This is a genomic window from Actinocatenispora thailandica (genome assembly GCF_016865425.1).
GTDB classification, from domain to species: Bacteria; Actinomycetota; Actinomycetes; order Mycobacteriales; family Micromonosporaceae; genus Actinocatenispora; species Actinocatenispora thailandica.
In genome coordinates this window covers 1,878,821-1,894,781 of record NZ_AP023355.1, presented here as the reverse complement: position 1 = coordinate 1,894,781, position 15,961 = coordinate 1,878,821, and the positions used below count along the sequence as shown (strand labels likewise).

Here is a 15,961-nt window from a genome sequence, read left to right as displayed (position 1 = left end):
GGCCAACCGATCCGGGCCGACCCGCCGGGCGCACCTACCGAGCCGACCCGCCGGGCCACCGGGCCGCCGGGCAGGTCTGCCGGGCCGGTCTGCCGGGCCGACCGATGTGGGCCAACCGATCCGGGTCGGCCCGGCGGGCCGACCCGGCCGTTCGCCGGCACACCGGTCGCGGCGCCCACGCACCGGTCAGCTCGGGTCGACGACGCGGGCGACGATCCAGGCGTGCTTGCCGACCGGGCGGAGGCGTTCGAACCCGAGCTGCTCCAGCAGCTCGACGGTGCCGCTGAACAGGAACCGGCCCGGCGTCGAACGGTCCGCGGTGGTCTCCGAGATCGCCTCGACCACCCCGCCACCGGCCGCCGCGATCTGGTCCAGCGCCCCGACCACCGCGGCCCGCGCGATCCCCTGGCCGCGATGGCGCTTGTCGACGAACACGCACGTGATGCGCCAGTCCGGCCGGGGCGGTGGGTCCTTCTCGTACTCCCGCCGGTTCTTGATCCGCGACAGTTCCTCCGGGCTGCCGTACTGGCACCAGCCCTGCGCGGCGCCGTCCGCGTCCAGCACGAGTGCGGCGTGCGCCCGGCCGGCGCGTACCCGCTCCTGCTTGGCGGTGCGGAAGTCCAGGCCGGGCTCGTTGCGCTCCGGGTGGAACCCCATGCACCAGCAGCCGCCGTAGATGCCGTTGTTGCGTTCGACCAGGTCGGCGAACCGGTCCCAGGTACCCGCATCCAACGCGACGATCGTGCGCGACACTGCCCTCTCCCGTCTGCTCGTGGTTCCCCGCTCCGGCACGCGCCGGTCACTCGGCCGGCGACTCGATGACGTCCAGGTCGCGCACCGCGAACCGCAGGTGCTCCCACTCCTCGTCGAAGATCACGTGCAGGCAGGACCGGACGGTCTCCGGGTACTGGGCGTTCCACGGGTTCGCCCGCGGCTCGTCCAGCAGCTCGGGGGTGAGCGCGGCGAGCTGGTCGCGCACCATGGTCACCCGGCCGGCCCGTACTTCCAGGACGTCGGGATAGCTCGGCGTCTCGGTGACGAAGATCGACATGTCCAGGCCGTCCTCCTCGGCGCCGGTGTTCGGCAGGCCGAGCGGGTGCCACGGTCGGTCGAGCTGCCGCACCGCGCGGCCGAGCCAGGTGTCGGTGGCGAAGATCAGGTGCCGCAGCGTCTGCGCGAAGGACCACTCGCCGGCCACCGACACCTCCACCGCGTCCGATGGCAGCGCCGCCACCCGTGCCAGCACCGGCGCCCAGCCGCGTTCCAGCGCCGCCCACGCCGCCCGCAGGCCGGCCGGGTCGGTGGCCCGGCGCAGGGCACGGCCCGGGAACCGGCGGTCGAGTTCGGCCTCGACCAGCGGTACCACGTCGACGCCGTTGATGCGCAGGTAGCCGTCCCCGTCGGCGAGCCAGGGGGCGTCGATCTCGGCGTCCTGGATGTCCACACCCCGCAGTACCGCGCCGGACAGGTTCGCGCCGACGAACCGGGCGCCCCGCAGGTCGGTCTCGACGAACCGCGCCCCGTGCAGGTCGTCCGACTGCCCGAAGGTCGCCATCGCTGCTCCTTGTCCGGCGGGCGGCGCCGGCGCCACCCGCCCGTGGCACCGGCCGGAAGCAGCGATCGTACGGCAATCGCCCCGGCCCGGCCGGCCCGTCGGGCCGATCCGGTGCCGCCGCCGCACGGTCAGCGGCGGTCCCGGTGTGGCGGCGTGACGCCGACGGGCTCCGGCGCGCGCAGGTCGAGCGCGGCGGGCAGCGCCGCGAACGCGTCGTCGAGGTGCCCGATCAGGCCCTCGACCTTGGCACCGCCGGCGCGGCTCTTGTCGCCGCGCACCCAGTCGCGGGCCGCGCACCGCCAGGCGGCCAGGGTGATCTCGGCGAGCAGCCGGCCCGGCAGGCCGCCGCCGCCGAGCGCGGTGTCCAGCACCTCGACGACGCGGTACTGCGTCTGGATGCCGGCCGCGTCGCTGGCGGCGCGCAGCGCCGGGGTGCGCGCGATCAGCCCCCGGGTGGCGAGGAACCGGCGCAGCCACTCGTCGCCCATCGCGCGGATCGTGTCGATGAGGGTGTCCCGCAGCACCGCGAGGACGCTGCCGCCGAACTCCCGTTCGGACAGCCGTCGCAGGTATGCCTCCCACAGCTGGGTCTCGGCGGCCAGGGCCACCGTCTCCTTGGCGGCGAAGTAGCGGAAGAAGGTGCGCTTGGACACCTCCGCCGCCTCACCCAGGTCGTCGAGCGTGACGGCGTCGAAGCCGCGCTCCAGGAACAGCCGCAGCGCCGTCTCGTGCAGCAGCACCCGGGTGCGCTGCTTCTTGCGGTCGCGTAGCGAGGGCGCCTGGGCGGCGCCGGTCTCCGTCACGCAAGAAGCTTATCAGAGGCATTAGCCACTGGTGGTAAAGTGCCACTGAGAGGCACTTTGGAGGAAGTCATGTGGACCGACGACGAACCGGTTCCGGACCCGCGCCGCGCCGCGGCCGGCGTGGCGCTGATCGGCGAGTGGGAGGTGCGGCCGGGTGACCAGCGCCGGGCCGCCGACGCGGTGCTCGCCGCCTGGCGTGAGACCGCGCCACCGGTGGGCCTGCTCAGCCACCACTGCCTGCTCGGCGAGGACGGCGTGACGGTCCTGCACTACCAGCAGTGGACCCGCCCCGGCGCACCGCGCGCGTTCGCCGGCGGCGCCCGGCGCCGCTGGCTGGATGCGGTCCGGGCGCGGGTGCCCGGCATCGACCATCGGCGCGTCACCGCCTGCCACGGGTACCGCAGCACCGTCCGGGCACCGGCGGCACCGGCGACCGGTTGCCTGGTCACGGTCACCGTCGACTTCGCCGGCACCGACCCGTACCGGGCGCGGGAGTGGGTCGACGGCGTGTTCGCCGCCGCCGGTACCCCGGAGCCCGGGGCCGCCAGCGGCCTGATCGCGGCGCACTTCCACACCGGGCTGGACGGCACCCGGGCGGTCAACCTCGCCGAGTGGACCACGGCCGCCGCACACCGCGCGGCGGCCCGGACCCCCGCGCCCCGGCTGCGCGCCGCCGCCGGCGGCGCCCCCGGGGTGGCCGGCATCGCCGTCGCGCGCTTCACCCCGTACCGCGGGATCTCCGTCAGCACCCGGTGAGCGCGGCGGCGACGGGTGGGCGACGGTGGATCGGCTGGCGTAGCGTCGATCACCCGTCCCCGACGATGCGGTGGTCCGTTCCATGAGTGATGCCGGTGGCTCCACCCACGGCGAGGACCCCACCGCTCGGCAGCGGCGGGTGTGGGACGACAGCGCCGCGCACTACGACCGGCAGATGGCCTTCTTCGAACGGATCTGGTTCGGCGGTGGCCGGGAGTGGCTGGGCGAGCGCGCCCGGGGCCGGGTGCTGGAGGTCGCCCCCGGCACCGGGCGCAACCTGCCGCACTACCCGGCCGACGTGACGCTGACCGGGGTCGAGCTGAGCCCCGCGATGCTCGCCATCGCCCGTCGGCGCGCCGCCGAGCTCGGCCGCGAGATCGACCTGCGGGAGGGCGACGCGGAGCATCTGCCGCTGCCCGACGCCTCGTTCGACACGGTGGTGTGCGCGCTGGCGCTCTGCTCGATCCCGGACCCGGCCGCGGCGATCGGCGAGATGTGGCGGGTGCTGGTCCCCGGCGGGCGGCTGCTGCTGGTCGACCACGTCGCGAGCACCTGGCCACCGATCCGCGCCGCGCAGTGGCTGCTGGAACGCTGGACGATCCGCAGCGCCGGCGAGTACTTCACCCGGCGCCAGCTGCCGCTGGTGCGGGCCGCCGGCTTCGAGATCGTGGCGACCGAACGGCTCAAGGCCGGCAGCGTCGAACGCGTGTTCGCCCGCAAACCCGCCGCCTGACGGCGACGCCGCGACGCGCGGGTGAAAAGGCGGAGATCACCGGTTCGTGCGAGCCGACCCGCGATGAAATCACCGAGAGCGATCGTGGATCTACGCTGAGCGCGATTCGGTGGTCTATCCGAAGAGGTCAGCATGCCCACGACGGATCTCCTGCTTCGCGACCGGCTGCTCGCCGTCCTGACGTGCCTGTGTGTGGTGGGCGCCGCCATCGCCGGGGCCAGCCCGGCGCGGGCCGCATCCCAGGGTGGTGCGCCCGACCCGGCCGTCTCGCCGGCCGCAGGTACCGCGGCGGTGGGTCGGGCCGGGGCGACGGCGACGCCCGGCCGGGTGGTGTCGGACGACCCGGCGGGCTGGACGCCCGACGTGCTCGACGGGGCGGTCTACCAGGTGATCCAGCTCGGCGGGCTGATGTACGCGGCCGGCTCGTTCAGCCGGGAACGCGAGGCCGGCTCGCAGCGAGTACGGCGGGTCGGGTCGCTGTTCGCGTTCGACGCCCGGACCGGCGCCATCGACACCCGGTTCCGGCCGCAACTCGACGGGCCGGTCACCGCGGTCGTGGCCGCGCCGGACGGACGGTCGCTGTACGTCGGGGGCTCGTTCCGGTCCGGCGGCTCGGCCCGCGCGCCGTACCTCGCCCGGGTGGACGCCAGCACCGGCGCGGCGTGGCCCGGCTTCCGCCCCGCCGCGCTGGACCGCGCGGTGGACCGGCTGGTACTGGTGGGCGACCGGCTGATCGCCGGGGGCTCGTTCCAGACCGTCGACCAGCGGGCCCGGCCGGCGCTGGCCTCGTTCGACCCGGCCACCGGTCGCGCCACCGCCGACGTCGACCTGCACCTGACCGAACCGCGGCACACCTCCAGTGGGGCCAGCGCACCGATCAAGGTCACCGCGCTGGCCGCGACGCCGGACCGGCAGAAGTTGATCTTCGGTGGGAACTTCGACCGGGTGGCCGGCGCGACCCGCTACCAGCTCGCGGTCGCCGACCTCGGCACCGGCGCCGCCCGGCTGGACCCGTGGTCCACCACCCGCTACCAGCCGGAGTGCTCGGACCACTTCCCCACCTACGTACGGGGCATCGCGGTCGCCCCGGGCGGCGGCTGGTTCGTGGTGACCGCGACCGGCGGCGGCCGGGCCGGCAAGCTGTGCGACGCGGTCGCCCGGTTCGACCTCACCGGCGGCGGCAGCCCGGCCTGGGTCAACTGGACCGGCGGCGACACGCTGCTGTCCGCGGCGATCACCGACGCCGCCGTGTACGTCGGCGGGCACCAGCGCTGGATGAACAACCCGCAGGGCAACAACAGCGCCGGCCCCGGTGCAGTGTCCCGGCCCGGCATCGCCGCGGTGTCCCCCACCAACGGACGGGCGCTGCCCTGGAATCCCGGCAAGGACCGCGGGGTCGGCGTGTTCTGCATCCTCGCCACCGACGCCGGGCTGTGGATCACCAGCGACACCACCCACGTGCACGGCGAGTACCACGCCCGGATCGCCTTCTTCCCGGCCTGAACCGGCCGCGACGGGCCGCGACGCGCCGGCCCCAGCGACACGAACCATCTCGTGCACCGGGGCGGCGCGGCCGGCGGCTCAGAACGCGGGAAACGCCCCGCCCGAGGGGTGGAACGGGTCCCGGTCGCCACGGAAGGCCCGGGAGGCGGCGGCGACCGCGCCGGGACGCAGCTCCTCGACGCGGCCGGCGGCGGCCAGCTCCGCCAGGGTGGTACCGCCGAGGTACGCGGCGCCCAGTTCGGTCGCCGACAGCCGCAGGTCGGCGCGGTCCCGGGTGCGCTCCCATTGGACGCCCCCGTCGCCGGCGCACAGCCGGTAGCGGCCGGCGTTCCACGGGCAGAACTCGTCGTCGAGCTGGAACGCCAGGTCGACCGGGCCCGCGTAGCCGCGGGCGGTGAGCGCCCGGCCGACGTCCACCAGCCGTACCCACAGGTTGTCGACCACGGTCGCGCGCACCGACCGCGGGTCGCGCAGCAGGTGCGGCAGCACCTCGTCGGTCGAGCCCTCGTAGCGGACGTGGTCGTGCGCGTCGAGCTCGATCAGGTACCGCCACAGCGCCGTGTACGACTCGCGGGTGGTCGCGGCGAGTTCGACCACCTGCACCGTGCGCTGCCGGGACCGGTAGAACGCGTAACCGCGGACCGCGCCGGTCCCGTCGGTGTGCACCGCGAAGCGCAGCGCGGTGCCGCCCTCCCGCACGTGCTCGGCGTCGTAGAGCCGGGCCGCCCAGTACCTGTCGGTACGGTCGACCCAGCCGGCGGTGTCCCGGCGCGCCGTGTCGTACACCTTCTCCAGCAGCGGCCGGGCGGCGTCCACGTCGAGCAGCGCGATGCTGCCGCCGTCCGCCGGCACGTCCGGGCGCATCGCCATGAACCGGGTGTCGCCGTCCAGCAGCGCGAGGTGGCTGGCGATCCCGTACCCGAACCGGCCGTAGATGGTCGCCTCGGCGGCGTTGAGCGCGGCGACCGGTTCGCCGCCGGATTCGTGCAGTTCGGTGAACTGGCGGCGCATCATCGCGGTCAGCAGGCCGCGCCGGCGGTGCGTGGGCAGCACCGCGACCAGCGTCACGCCGGCCACCGGAACGTACCCGCCGGGAACCGTCAGCGACCGCCCGTAGATGGACATTCCGCCGATCAGCTGCTCGCCGTCGAACGCGGCCGTGGTGCGTTCCGGCTCGATGGAGGTCTGCGCGCTGCGCAGCGCGCCGTCGCGCCAGTCCTGGCCGTAGGTGGTGGTGATCATGCGGGCCCAGGTCTCGAACTCGTGGGCGGCGATGCTGCGCAAGGGGTAGGTGTTCGTCATGCGTCGAGCCTCGCCGGCTAAACAGCCGTCCCGCATCGGGCAATCTCGGTATTTACCGTCCCGCCCGGCCGTCCCGGGCTGACACGGCTGCACCGGCGCGCCCGGCTGCGAGCGCACCCGGGCCGGGCCGCCGGCCGTCCGGCGCACCGGCCACCGGCAGCTCGGCGACCACCGGCGTGCCGCCCGGATCTCCTATGCTGGCTCGGTGGCGGTGCAGCAGGTGGTCAGCCCGGTGCTGGTGGGCCGGGACGAGGCGTTGGCGACGCTGGCCGCGGCCGTGCGGACGGCGGTCACCGACGGCCCGGCGGTGGCGTTGCTCGCCGGGGAGGCGGGCCTCGGCAAGTCGCGGCTGCTGGCCGAGTTCACCCGATCGGCGGGCCCCCGGGTACGCGTCGTGGAGGGTGCCTGCACGGAGCTGGCCGGTGACGGCCTCGCGTACGCACCGTTCGTGGCGGTGGTGCGGCGGCTGATCCGCAGCGGAGCGGCCGGCCGGCCGCACGAGCTCGCCGACTGGTTCCCGCAGCTCGGCACCGCGGGCACCGGCACCGGCGGGAAACACCGGCTGCACGAAGCGGTACTCGCGCTGTTCGAGCAGGTCGCCGCCGACCGGCCGCTGCTGGTGGCGATCGAGGACCTGCACTGGGCCGACGCGGCGAGCCGCGAGCTGTTCGGCTTCCTGGCCCGCAACCTGGCCCAGCCGGGCGTACTGCTGGTGGCGACCTACCGGCCGGCCGGGGCCGATGCCGGGCGGCTGGGTCCCCTGCTGTCCGAACTCGCCCGCGGCCGGCGTACCACGACGCTGCGGCTGGCCCCGCTCACCGAGCCGGAGGTCGGCCACCAGCTCGCCGCGATCCTCGGCGCGCGGCCCGATCCCGCCGCGGTACGCCGGATCCACGAACGCAGCGACGGCAACCCGCTGTTCGTGGAGGCGCTCGCCCGGGCCGGTGACCGCACCCCGGACAGCCTGCGCGACCTGCTGCTGTACGGGCCGCGGTCGCTGCCCGCGCCGGCCCGGCGCCTGCTGGGTACCGCGTCGGCGGCCGGCGGGCACGTCGACCACCGGCTGCTGGCCGCGGTGGCCGACCCGGACACCGGTGACGACCTCGACCTGCTGCTGCGCGAGCTGGTCGACCGCAGCCTGCTGGTGGTCGACGGCGACGGATACGACTTCCGGCACGCACTGATCCGGCAGGCGGTGTACGAGGACCTGCTGCCCGGGGAGCGGGCCCGGGTGCACGCCCGCTACGCCGCAGCGTTGCGGCACAGCGAATCGCTGGCGGAGCTGGCCGCGCACGCGTACGCCGCCGGCGACCACGAGACGACGCTGACGGCCGCCCACCGGGCCGCGGCCCGGGCGTACCGTGGCTACGCGTACGACGAGCAGTTGCACCTGCTCGACCGGGTCCTGGCGGTCTGGGGCCGGGTGCCCGATCCGGCCGCCCTGCTGGGCGCCGACCGGGTGGACGTGCTGACCGCGGCGGCCGAGGCGGCCATGCTCACCGGCGACTACCGGCACGGCATCGAGCTGGCCGGCGCCGGCCTCGCCGCCGTGGACGAGCGGGCGGAGCCCGGGCGGGCCGCGCAGCTGCTGGAGCATCGCGGTCGGCTGTCGATCCGGCTGGACGGTACCGGCATCGCCGATCTGGAACGGGCGCTCGCGCTGCTGCCGGACGACCCGGGCAGCGTGCAGCGCGGCCGGATCCTGGGCATGATGGCGATGGGCCGGCCGTTGCGCTCCGCGGAGTCACGTGCCGAGTTCACCGCCGCGCTGCGCGCCGGACGGCACACCGGCGACCCGACCGTGACCGTACGAGGCCTGCTGGGCGTCGGCGCGATGACCGGTGAACCGACCCTGCTGGCCGAGGCGGCGACGCTCGCCGATCGGCTCGACAGTCCGGACCTGGCCCTGACCGTACCGATGTACCAGGCCGCGCTGCACACTCGGCTCGGCGACCAGCAGCGTGCCGTCGCGGTGGCCGGCGAGGGCATCCGCCGGGCCCGGCGGCTCGGCCTGGCCCGCAGCCGCGGTGCCGAACTCGCCCGGTACGCGGTGCGTGGCATGATCCTCGCCGGCCGGTGGGACGAGGCGGACGCGGTACTGGCCGAGGCGCTCCGGGAGGATCCGCCGCCGTCACCGCGACTGGCGTTGCGCATCCTGGCCGGCCTGCTGGCGCTGCTGCGCGGCGACCTCGACCCGGCCGACGAGGTGGCCGCGGAGGTCGCGGACATCGACGGCAGCGAGCTGCTCGGCCTGCTGGCCCGGCACCAGCTGCTGTGCCTGGTCGCGCTGGCGCACGGTGACCTGGACCGGGCCGACCGGCACCTCGACCGGGCGCTCGCCGATCCGGCGCTGGCCGCCAACTACGGCAACGACGTGCGGCCGATCCTGGTCGCCGGGGCGCTGGTGCAGCGTGCCCGGCTGGACCGGGGTGGCCGCGGCGCGTCCGGTGTCCCGGCCCGGCGGGCCCGGCTCGCCGCGCTCGATGCGGCGGTCGAGGTGGACGGGCCGTTCGACGGGGCGCAGCAGGCGACGCTGCGGGCGCTGCTCGAGGACCGCGGCTTCGACCGCGCGGTCACCGCGTGGCGCGACCTGGGTCAGCCGTACGAGCTGGCCGAGGCGCTGGTGCACAGCGTGCGCGCCGAGCAGCCCACCGACGGCGCGGCGCGGCTCCGGGAGGCGGCGCTGCTGGCCGACCGGTTGGGCGCGGCGCCGCTGACCGAGCGGATCGCCCGGGTGGCCGGGGCGACGCCGGCCCGGCACGGCCTCACCGACCGGGAACGCGACGTCCTCGACCTGCTCGCCGAGGGGTTGAGCAACCGGCAGATCGCCCAGCGGCTGCACATCTCGCCGAGCACCGCCGGGGTGCACGTCTCGCACATCCTGAGCAAGCTCGGCGCCGCCACCCGGACCGAGGCCGCGGCCATCGCGCACCGCGAGTCCCTCACCGAGCACCGCACCGACGCCCCGGCCTGACTCCCTGCGGTACGGGCGCGGCGGCCGCTCCGGCGTGCCCGCCGCCGACCGGTCTGGCGCGTTTCCGCCTCGCTGGGAAGGCTTGACAACATTCGTGATACCGAACATAGTTCGGTATCACGTACATCGTCGAGAGCCGGTGTGAGGCCGAAATTGACTGACGAGCGCGCCGCCACGGATCGTTCGCGGCGAGACATCCTCAAGTGGTTCGGCGCCGGCGGCGGTGCGGTGGCCGCGACCATGGCCCTGTCCGCCTGCAAGGGCGCACACAGCGACGACCCCGGTGGCACCGGCGCCACCGGCAACTTCCCCAAGCCGGGGAGCAAGTGGAAGTTCGTGTTCATCAATCACGTCACGACGAACTCGTTCTTCGCCCCGACCCAGAACGGCATCAAGGACGCCGCCGCGTTGCTGGGGCTGGACTACCAGTGGACCGGCGCCGAGGACGGCAACGTGTCCACCATGGCCACCGCACTGGAGACGGCGATCTCCGGCGGCGCGGACGGGATCGCGGTCGCACTGACCGACGACAGCGCCTTCAAGAACGGCTGCAAGAAGGCGTTCGACAAGGGCATCCCGGTCGTCGCCTACAACGCGACGGCCGCCGGCAACTACGCCCTGGCCTACATCGGGCAGGACCTGTTCCTGTCCGGGTACAAGATGGGGCAGCGGATCCTGTCGGACGTGCACTCCGGCGAGATCATCGTCGGGATCTCCCAGCCCGGCGGCAACAACGTGCAGCCGCGGCTGGACGGCATCAAGAAGGCCATCGCCGACGCGGGCGCCAACGTCACCGTGCACACCGTCAACACCGGCGCCGAGCAGGCGGCCGAGCTGTCGGCGATGGAGGCGGCGTACGCGGGGCGCAAGTCGGCCAAGGGGGTCTACGCGGTCGACGCCGGCAGCACCGCCGGCATCGCGCAGATGGTCAAGAAGCAGGGGCTGAAGGGCAAGTTCCACGCCGGCGGCTACGACACCCTGGACGACACGATCGAGGGGGTGAAGTCCGGCGCGCTGGACTTCACCATCGACCAGTCCGCCTACCTGCAGGGCTTCCTGCCGATGCTCACGCTCTACCTGTACCGACTGTCCGGCACGCTGGTGCACCCGCCGGAGATGGACACCGGCCTGACCTTCGTCACCGCCGACAACGTCGCGCCCTACACCAAGGCGGAGTCGGTGTACGAGGGCGCGAAGGGCAAGCGGCTGCTGCCCATGCCGGCGAGCCTGCCGCTGCCGGCGCCGCTGACCGTCACCCAGTCCTGACCCGCTCGCCCGCCGGTGCGCATCTGCCGGCGGGCCGGGAACGCACCCTCGTTGCGGAGAGCGCCCAGATGACAGAGACTCCCACGAAGTCCACTGTGGACGCACCGGACCGCGCGGGCCGCGGCGCCGGCCGGCTGCTCGTCGACGGCCTGCTGCGCCGGCGGGAACTGAGCATCGCGCTGGTCACGATCGTGCTCGCGCTCTACTTCGCCCTGACCACCCAGGGCTTCGCGGACAGCTCGAACTACCACATCATCGCGCAGTACTTCGCGCCCTGGGCGATCATCGCGGCGGGCGAGGTGATGCTGCTGATCTGCGGTGAGATCGACCTGTCCGCCGGCTACATGTTCACCCTGTCGCCGTTCGTGCTGGCGGTGTTCGTCAACAACGGCGCGCCGCTGATCGTGGCGCTGGTCGGCGCGCTGATCGTCTGCGCCTGCGTCGGCGTCGCCAACGGGCTGATCGTGACGGTGTTGAAGATGCCGTCGTTCATCACCACCCTGGGCATGTTCTTCCTGCTGTGGGGCGTGGCGCTGCTGCTGTCCGGCGGTTCGCCGGTACACGCGCCGGAGGGCGGTGCGCTGGTCGCGGCCATCGGCGGCTGGCAGTGGTCGGAGCTGTGCTGGGCGATCGGCATCGTCATCGTGATGCAGGTGGTGCTGTCCGGCACCAGGTTCGGCATCTACACGTTCGCGGTCGGCGGCAACCCGACCGCCGCCTCCGAGGCCGGTATCCGGACCCGCCGGATCAAGACCGCGTGCTTCGCACTGACCAGCTTGCTGGCCGGCTTCGCCGGCATCCTGGACGGGGTGCGGGTCGGCTCGTTCGACCCGACCAACGGCGGCGCCAACTACATGTTCCTCGCGGTCGCCTCGGCGGTGATCGGCGGTACCGCGCTGCTCGGCGGATCCGGCACCGTGGTCGGCGCGCTGATCGGTGCGATCGCACTGGGCATCGTGCACGAGGGGTTCACCCTGGCCGGCATCAACGCCAACGCGTTCAACGCGGTACTCGGGATCGCCGTGCTCGCCGCGATGATGCTCAACATCTACCTCGGCCGCTTCAGCCGGGCCGGCACCTGAGAGGGCGAACAGTGCACAGCACGAACGACTCCCCCGCGGCGATCCGGGCCGAGCACGTCGGCAAGCGGTTCGGCCCGGTCACCGCGCTGCGCGACATCAACCTGTCGGTACGCCCCGGCGAGATCCTCGGCCTGATCGGTGACAACGGCGCCGGCAAGTCGACGCTGATCAAGATCCTCACCGGTTACCACAGGCCGGACAGCGGCCAACTGCACGTCGGCGGCGAACCGGTCAGCCTGCGGTCGGTCTCGCACGCCCGGTCGCTGGGGATCGAGACGGTGTTCCAGGACCTCGCGATGATCAACGGCCTGCCGGTCTACCTCAACCTGCACCTCAACACCGAGCGGGTGTACCGGCCGATCCCGTTCCTGCGCCGCAAGGAGATGAAGCGCCGGGCCCGGGAATGCCTGGACTCGATCGGCATCGACATCCCGTCGGTGACCACCGAGGTGGGCCGGCTGTCCGGTGGTCAGCGGCAGGCGATCGCGGTGGCCCGGTCGGTCTACTCCAACGCCCGGATCCTGCTGCTGGACGAGCCGCTGGCGGCGATGGGAGCCCGGGAGGGCGGTCTGATCCTGCGCCTGCTGCGCACCCTGAAGGAGCGCGGCGACCTCGCGATCGTCCTGATCGCGCACAACTACACCCAGGTCGTCGACATCTGCGACCGGGTCAACCTGTTGCAGCACGGCCAGATCACCCTGGACAAGCCCACTTCGGAGACCTCGGTGACCGAACTGCTCGACCTGGTGGCCGCCGAGTACCGGGTGCAGTGAGGTCGGCGTCGCTGCGGGGGCGCGGCCCCGCACCGGTCAGGCGCGTGGCCGGGCCGGGCGGCCCCGCACCGGTCAGGCGCGTGGGCGGGTCGGGCGGTGGCCGAGGCGCGCCGACAGGGCGTCCGCGCCGTCGCGCACCACGGCGGTCAGCGTCGCCGCGCTCTCGTCGGTCCAGCGCAGCACCGGGACCGAGACGCTCATCGCCGCGACGACCTCGCCCTCGTGGTCGCGCACCGGCGCGGCCACGCAGGCCACCGCGTCGTTGGACTCGCACCGCTCGTACGCGATGCCGTCGGCGCGCACGGTGGCCAGGTGGCGGCCGAGGGCGGCGACCGAGGTGATGCTGTTCGGTGTCATCGCGGTCAGGGCGGCCCGGCTCGGGTAGCGGGCACTGAACGCGTCCGCCGGCAGCATCGCGAGCAGCAGCTTGCCCACCGCCGTGCAGTGCGCGGGCAGCCGGCGGCCGACCGCGGAGACCATCCGGACCGGCTGGGTGCTGTCCACCTTCGCCACGTAGACGACTTCGGTGCCTTCCAGCACCGCCACGTGCACGGTCTCGTCGCAGCGGGCGGCGACCTCGCTGGCCACCGCCTGGCCTTCCCGGGCCAGGTCGAGTTGGCCGGCGAAGACGCCGCCGAGCTGGAAGACCCGCATGCCCAGCCGGAAGTGGCCGGGCCGGTCCGGCACCGTCGACAGGTAGTGCCGGTCGCAGAGCGTGTGCACCAGCTCGTGCACGGTGGTACGGGGCAGCCCGAGACGGGCGGTGATCTCCGGTGCGGTGAGCGTCTCACCGTCCAGGAACAGTTCGAGGATGTCCAAGGCCCGGACCACTGCGGGCACCGCTCGCCCCATGATTCACCTGCGTTTTCTCTTGGTCGGTCGGTTCACGATAGCCAAGCGGCGCGCGCGGCCGGAGGGCGCGTCGCGTGCTTGACGGGATGACCGATCAGCCGTTAGCGTCCGATATATCGACTCTCATTCGTGTTATCGAACAAAGGTAGCGCGCCTGTCCGCGGTCGCCGAGGCCGCCGCGCGCGAGCTGGCACCGATGCACCCAGGGATGTGACCGTGGAACGTACCCGAGCCTTCCTGCGCTCGATCGACCTGCCGGACCGCGATCCGGGCACCCCGCCGGCAAGCCGGAAACGGTTCCCCGACGGCGCCCAGTACCGGGTGGAGATCCCCAGCGTCGAGGGCCCCGAGGTGCTCGCGGCGGTGCTCGCCGAGGCCGACCGGCGCGGCGTGCCGGTGCACCGCGTCTCGCAGGGCAGCGGCACCATGCTGCTCACCGACGCCGAGGTCGCGGCGATGGCCTCGACCGCGGCGGCACGTTCGATCGAGGTCAGCCTGTTCACCCGGCCGCTGGCCGGCTGGGACACCGGCGCCGCCGCTGGCGCCAGCGGCGCCACCGCGCTCGCCGCCCAGGCCCGCGGCACCGAACAGCTCGTGTACTGCCTGGAGGACCTGCGCCGGGCCGCCGAACTCGGCATCCGCAGCGTGCTGGTCACCGACCTCGGGGTGCTGCGGGTGGCCGCGCGGATGCGTGCCGCCGGTGAGCTGCCGGCCGACTTCGGATTCAAGGTCAGCGTCCAGATGGGGCTGTCGAACCCGCCGGCGATCCAGCTCGCCGAGCAGCTCGGCGCGAACACCTACAACGTGCCGACCGACCTGTCACCCGCCCAGCTGGCCGCGATCCGGGCCGCCGTCGACATCCCGCTGGACGTCTACATCGAGGCACCGGACGATCAGGGCGGCTTCGTCCGGCACTACGAGATCGCCGAGATCGTGCGGGTCGCGGCGCCGGTGTACCTCAAGTTCGGGCTGCGCAACGCGCCCAACATCTATCCCAGCGGCAGTCACCTGGCCGCGACGGCAACCGCGCTCGGCGTCGAGCGGGTACGGCGGGCCGAGATCGGCCTCGGCCTGCTCGCCCGGTACGCACCGGACGCGGTCTGCTCGACGCTGCCGGCGGCCGGGCTGGCAGTACCGGAGGCGATGGCATGAAGATCAGCGCGATCGACACGTTCGTGCTCGGCACCCCGTGGCGCAACCTGACCTACGTGCAGGTCAGTACGGACGAGGGGCTGACCGGGGTCGGCGAGACGCGGATGCTCGGGCACACCGCGGCGCTGCGCGGCTACCTGACCGAGGCGGTACCCAAACACGTCCTCGGGCACGACCCGTTCGACATCGAGCCGCTGGTACAGCGGATGAAGTACCGCGACTTCGGGCGGGCCGGCGAGATCGTGATGTCCGGCATCGCGTGCGTCGAGATGGCCTGCTGGGACATCGTCGGCAAGGCGCTGGGCCAGCCCGTCTGGCGGCTGCTCGGCGGCAGGGTCAACGACCGGATCAAGGCGTACGCCAACGGCTGGTACACCGTGGAGCGCGAGCCGGACGAGTTCCACGCCGCGGCCCGCCGGGTCGTCGAACGCGGCTACCGGGCGTTGAAGGTCGACCCGTTCGGCCCCGGCCGGTGGGAGCTGTCGCCGGCCGAACGCCGCCGCTCCATCGAGCTGGTCGAGGCGGTCCGGGACGCCGTCGGACCCGAGGTGGAACTGCTGGTCGAGATGCACGGGCGGTTCACCGCCGCGGAGGCGGTCCGCATCGGGACCGCGCTGGCCCCGTTCGACCCGGCCTGGGTGGAGGAGCCGGTACCGCCGGAGAACCTGGCCGCGCTGGCCACGGTGCACGACAAGCTGGCCATCCCGGTCGCCACCGGCGAGCGCATCCACGACCGGATCGAGTTCCGGGAGCTGTTCGAACGCCGCGCCGCCGACATCGTCCAGCCCGACATCGGGCACACCGGCGGCATCGCCGAGGTACGCAAGCTCGCGGCCACCGCCGAGACCCACTACCTCCAGGTCGCGCCGCACAACGTGGGCGGGCCGGTACTGACCGCCGCCAACCTCCAGCTCGCCACCTGCACGCCCAACTTCAAGATCCAGGAGCACTTCAACGACTTCGCGGACGAGTTCGTCAAGGCGGCGGCGCCCGGCGTCCCGGAGGTCGTCGACGGGTACTTCAGCGCGCCCACCGCGCCGGGCCTCGGCGTGACGCTGAACCCGGACTTCATCGCCGAGCATCCGCCCACCGAGGCCGCCTTCGACCTGTACGCCGAGGGCTGGCAGTACCGGGGCACCCGGTGACCGCCGGCCCGAACGGTGCCGTGCCCGCGCCCCCGGCCAGCACGCCGGTGGCCGGCGCTGCCGTC

General features: G+C 73.7%; 14 protein-coding genes. 9 read left to right on the top strand and 5 right to left on the bottom strand.

Annotation, left to right across the window (positions count from 1 at the left end; translation table 11 throughout):
* Nucleotides 1-186: 186 nt before the first annotated feature.
* The 3 genes from Athai_RS08305 to Athai_RS08295 all read right to left on the bottom strand — a co-directional run bounded on the left by Athai_RS08305 (nt 187) and on the right by Athai_RS08295 (nt 2,358).
* Nucleotides 187-753 carry a GNAT family N-acetyltransferase gene (locus Athai_RS08305; RefSeq protein WP_239156811.1) on the bottom strand — a complete coding sequence of 189 codons (567 nt, stop codon included), beginning with the start codon at nt 751-753 and terminating at the stop codon, nt 187-189.
* 46 nt (nt 754-799) lie between these two features.
* A complete protein-coding gene (locus Athai_RS08300) occupies nt 800-1,555 on the bottom strand; it encodes a DinB family protein (protein ID WP_203960941.1) in 756 nt (251 codons plus the stop codon).
* Nucleotides 1,556-1,683: 128 nt separating this feature from the next.
* Entirely contained in the window at nt 1,684-2,358 is a 675-nt protein-coding gene (locus Athai_RS08295) for a TetR family transcriptional regulator (protein WP_203960940.1), read from the bottom strand.
* A gap of 69 nt (nt 2,359-2,427) precedes the next feature.
* On the opposite strand from Athai_RS08295, the gene Athai_RS08290 reads away from it, so the two are divergent.
* From Athai_RS08290 to Athai_RS08280, 3 genes are all read left to right on the top strand, one after another.
* Nucleotides 2,428-3,114, top strand: coding sequence for an antibiotic biosynthesis monooxygenase (locus Athai_RS08290; protein ID WP_203960939.1), 687 nt, complete (start codon nt 2,428-2,430; stop codon nt 3,112-3,114).
* Nucleotides 3,115-3,196: 82 nt separating this feature from the next.
* A complete protein-coding gene (locus Athai_RS08285; protein WP_203960938.1) occupies nt 3,197-3,847 on the top strand; it encodes a class I SAM-dependent methyltransferase in 651 nt (216 codons plus the stop codon).
* A gap of 132 nt (nt 3,848-3,979) precedes the next feature.
* Nucleotides 3,980-5,350 carry a hypothetical protein gene (locus Athai_RS08280; RefSeq protein ID WP_203960937.1) on the top strand — a complete coding sequence of 457 codons (1,371 nt, stop codon included), beginning with the start codon at nt 3,980-3,982 and terminating at the stop codon, nt 5,348-5,350.
* Between the two features lie 78 nt (nt 5,351-5,428).
* Here the strand turns inward: Athai_RS08280 and Athai_RS08275 are convergent, their stop codons facing one another.
* Complete coding sequence (locus Athai_RS08275; RefSeq protein WP_203960936.1) at nt 5,429-6,652, bottom strand: GNAT family N-acetyltransferase; 1,224 nt, start codon at nt 6,650-6,652, stop codon at nt 5,429-5,431.
* 205 nt (nt 6,653-6,857) lie between these two features.
* On the opposite strand from Athai_RS08275, the gene Athai_RS08270 reads away from it, so the two are divergent.
* The 4 genes from Athai_RS08270 (at nt 6,858) to Athai_RS08255 (ending at nt 12,747) form a co-directional block, all read left to right on the top strand.
* A complete protein-coding gene (locus Athai_RS08270) occupies nt 6,858-9,626 on the top strand; it encodes an ATP-binding protein (protein WP_203960935.1) in 2,769 nt (922 codons plus the stop codon).
* A gap of 153 nt (nt 9,627-9,779) precedes the next feature.
* On the top strand, nt 9,780-10,892 hold the full coding sequence (locus tag Athai_RS08265) for a sugar ABC transporter substrate-binding protein (RefSeq protein ID WP_203960934.1): 1,113 nt from the start codon (nt 9,780-9,782) through the stop codon (nt 10,890-10,892).
* A 68-nt stretch (nt 10,893-10,960) separates the two neighbouring features.
* Nucleotides 10,961-11,974, top strand: a complete 1,014-nt coding sequence (locus Athai_RS08260; RefSeq protein WP_203960933.1) for an ABC transporter permease — start codon at nt 10,961-10,963, stop codon at nt 11,972-11,974.
* Between the two features lie 11 nt (nt 11,975-11,985).
* On the top strand, nt 11,986-12,747 hold the full coding sequence (locus tag Athai_RS08255) for an ATP-binding cassette domain-containing protein (RefSeq protein WP_239156810.1): 762 nt from the start codon (nt 11,986-11,988) through the stop codon (nt 12,745-12,747).
* Nucleotides 12,748-12,819: 72 nt separating this feature from the next.
* Here Athai_RS08255 and Athai_RS08250 read toward each other — a convergent pair whose 3' ends face one another.
* Nucleotides 12,820-13,599 carry an IclR family transcriptional regulator gene (locus Athai_RS08250; protein ID WP_203960932.1) on the bottom strand — a complete coding sequence of 260 codons (780 nt, stop codon included), beginning with the start codon at nt 13,597-13,599 and terminating at the stop codon, nt 12,820-12,822.
* A 216-nt stretch (nt 13,600-13,815) separates the two neighbouring features.
* Here Athai_RS08250 and Athai_RS08245 point away from each other — a divergent pair, with 216 nt between their 5' ends.
* Together Athai_RS08245 and Athai_RS08240 are read left to right on the top strand one after the other, a co-directional pair.
* The gene (locus Athai_RS08245) at nt 13,816-14,751 is read left to right on the top strand and encodes a U32 family peptidase (protein WP_203960931.1); all 936 of its coding nucleotides are present in this window, start codon (nt 13,816-13,818) and stop codon (nt 14,749-14,751) included.
* Nucleotides 14,748-15,896 carry a mandelate racemase/muconate lactonizing enzyme family protein gene (locus Athai_RS08240; protein ID WP_203960930.1) on the top strand — a complete coding sequence of 383 codons (1,149 nt, stop codon included), beginning with the start codon at nt 14,748-14,750 and terminating at the stop codon, nt 15,894-15,896. The genes Athai_RS08245 and Athai_RS08240 overlap by 4 nt, the downstream gene beginning before the upstream one ends.
* Nucleotides 15,897-15,961 lie beyond the last annotated feature (65 nt).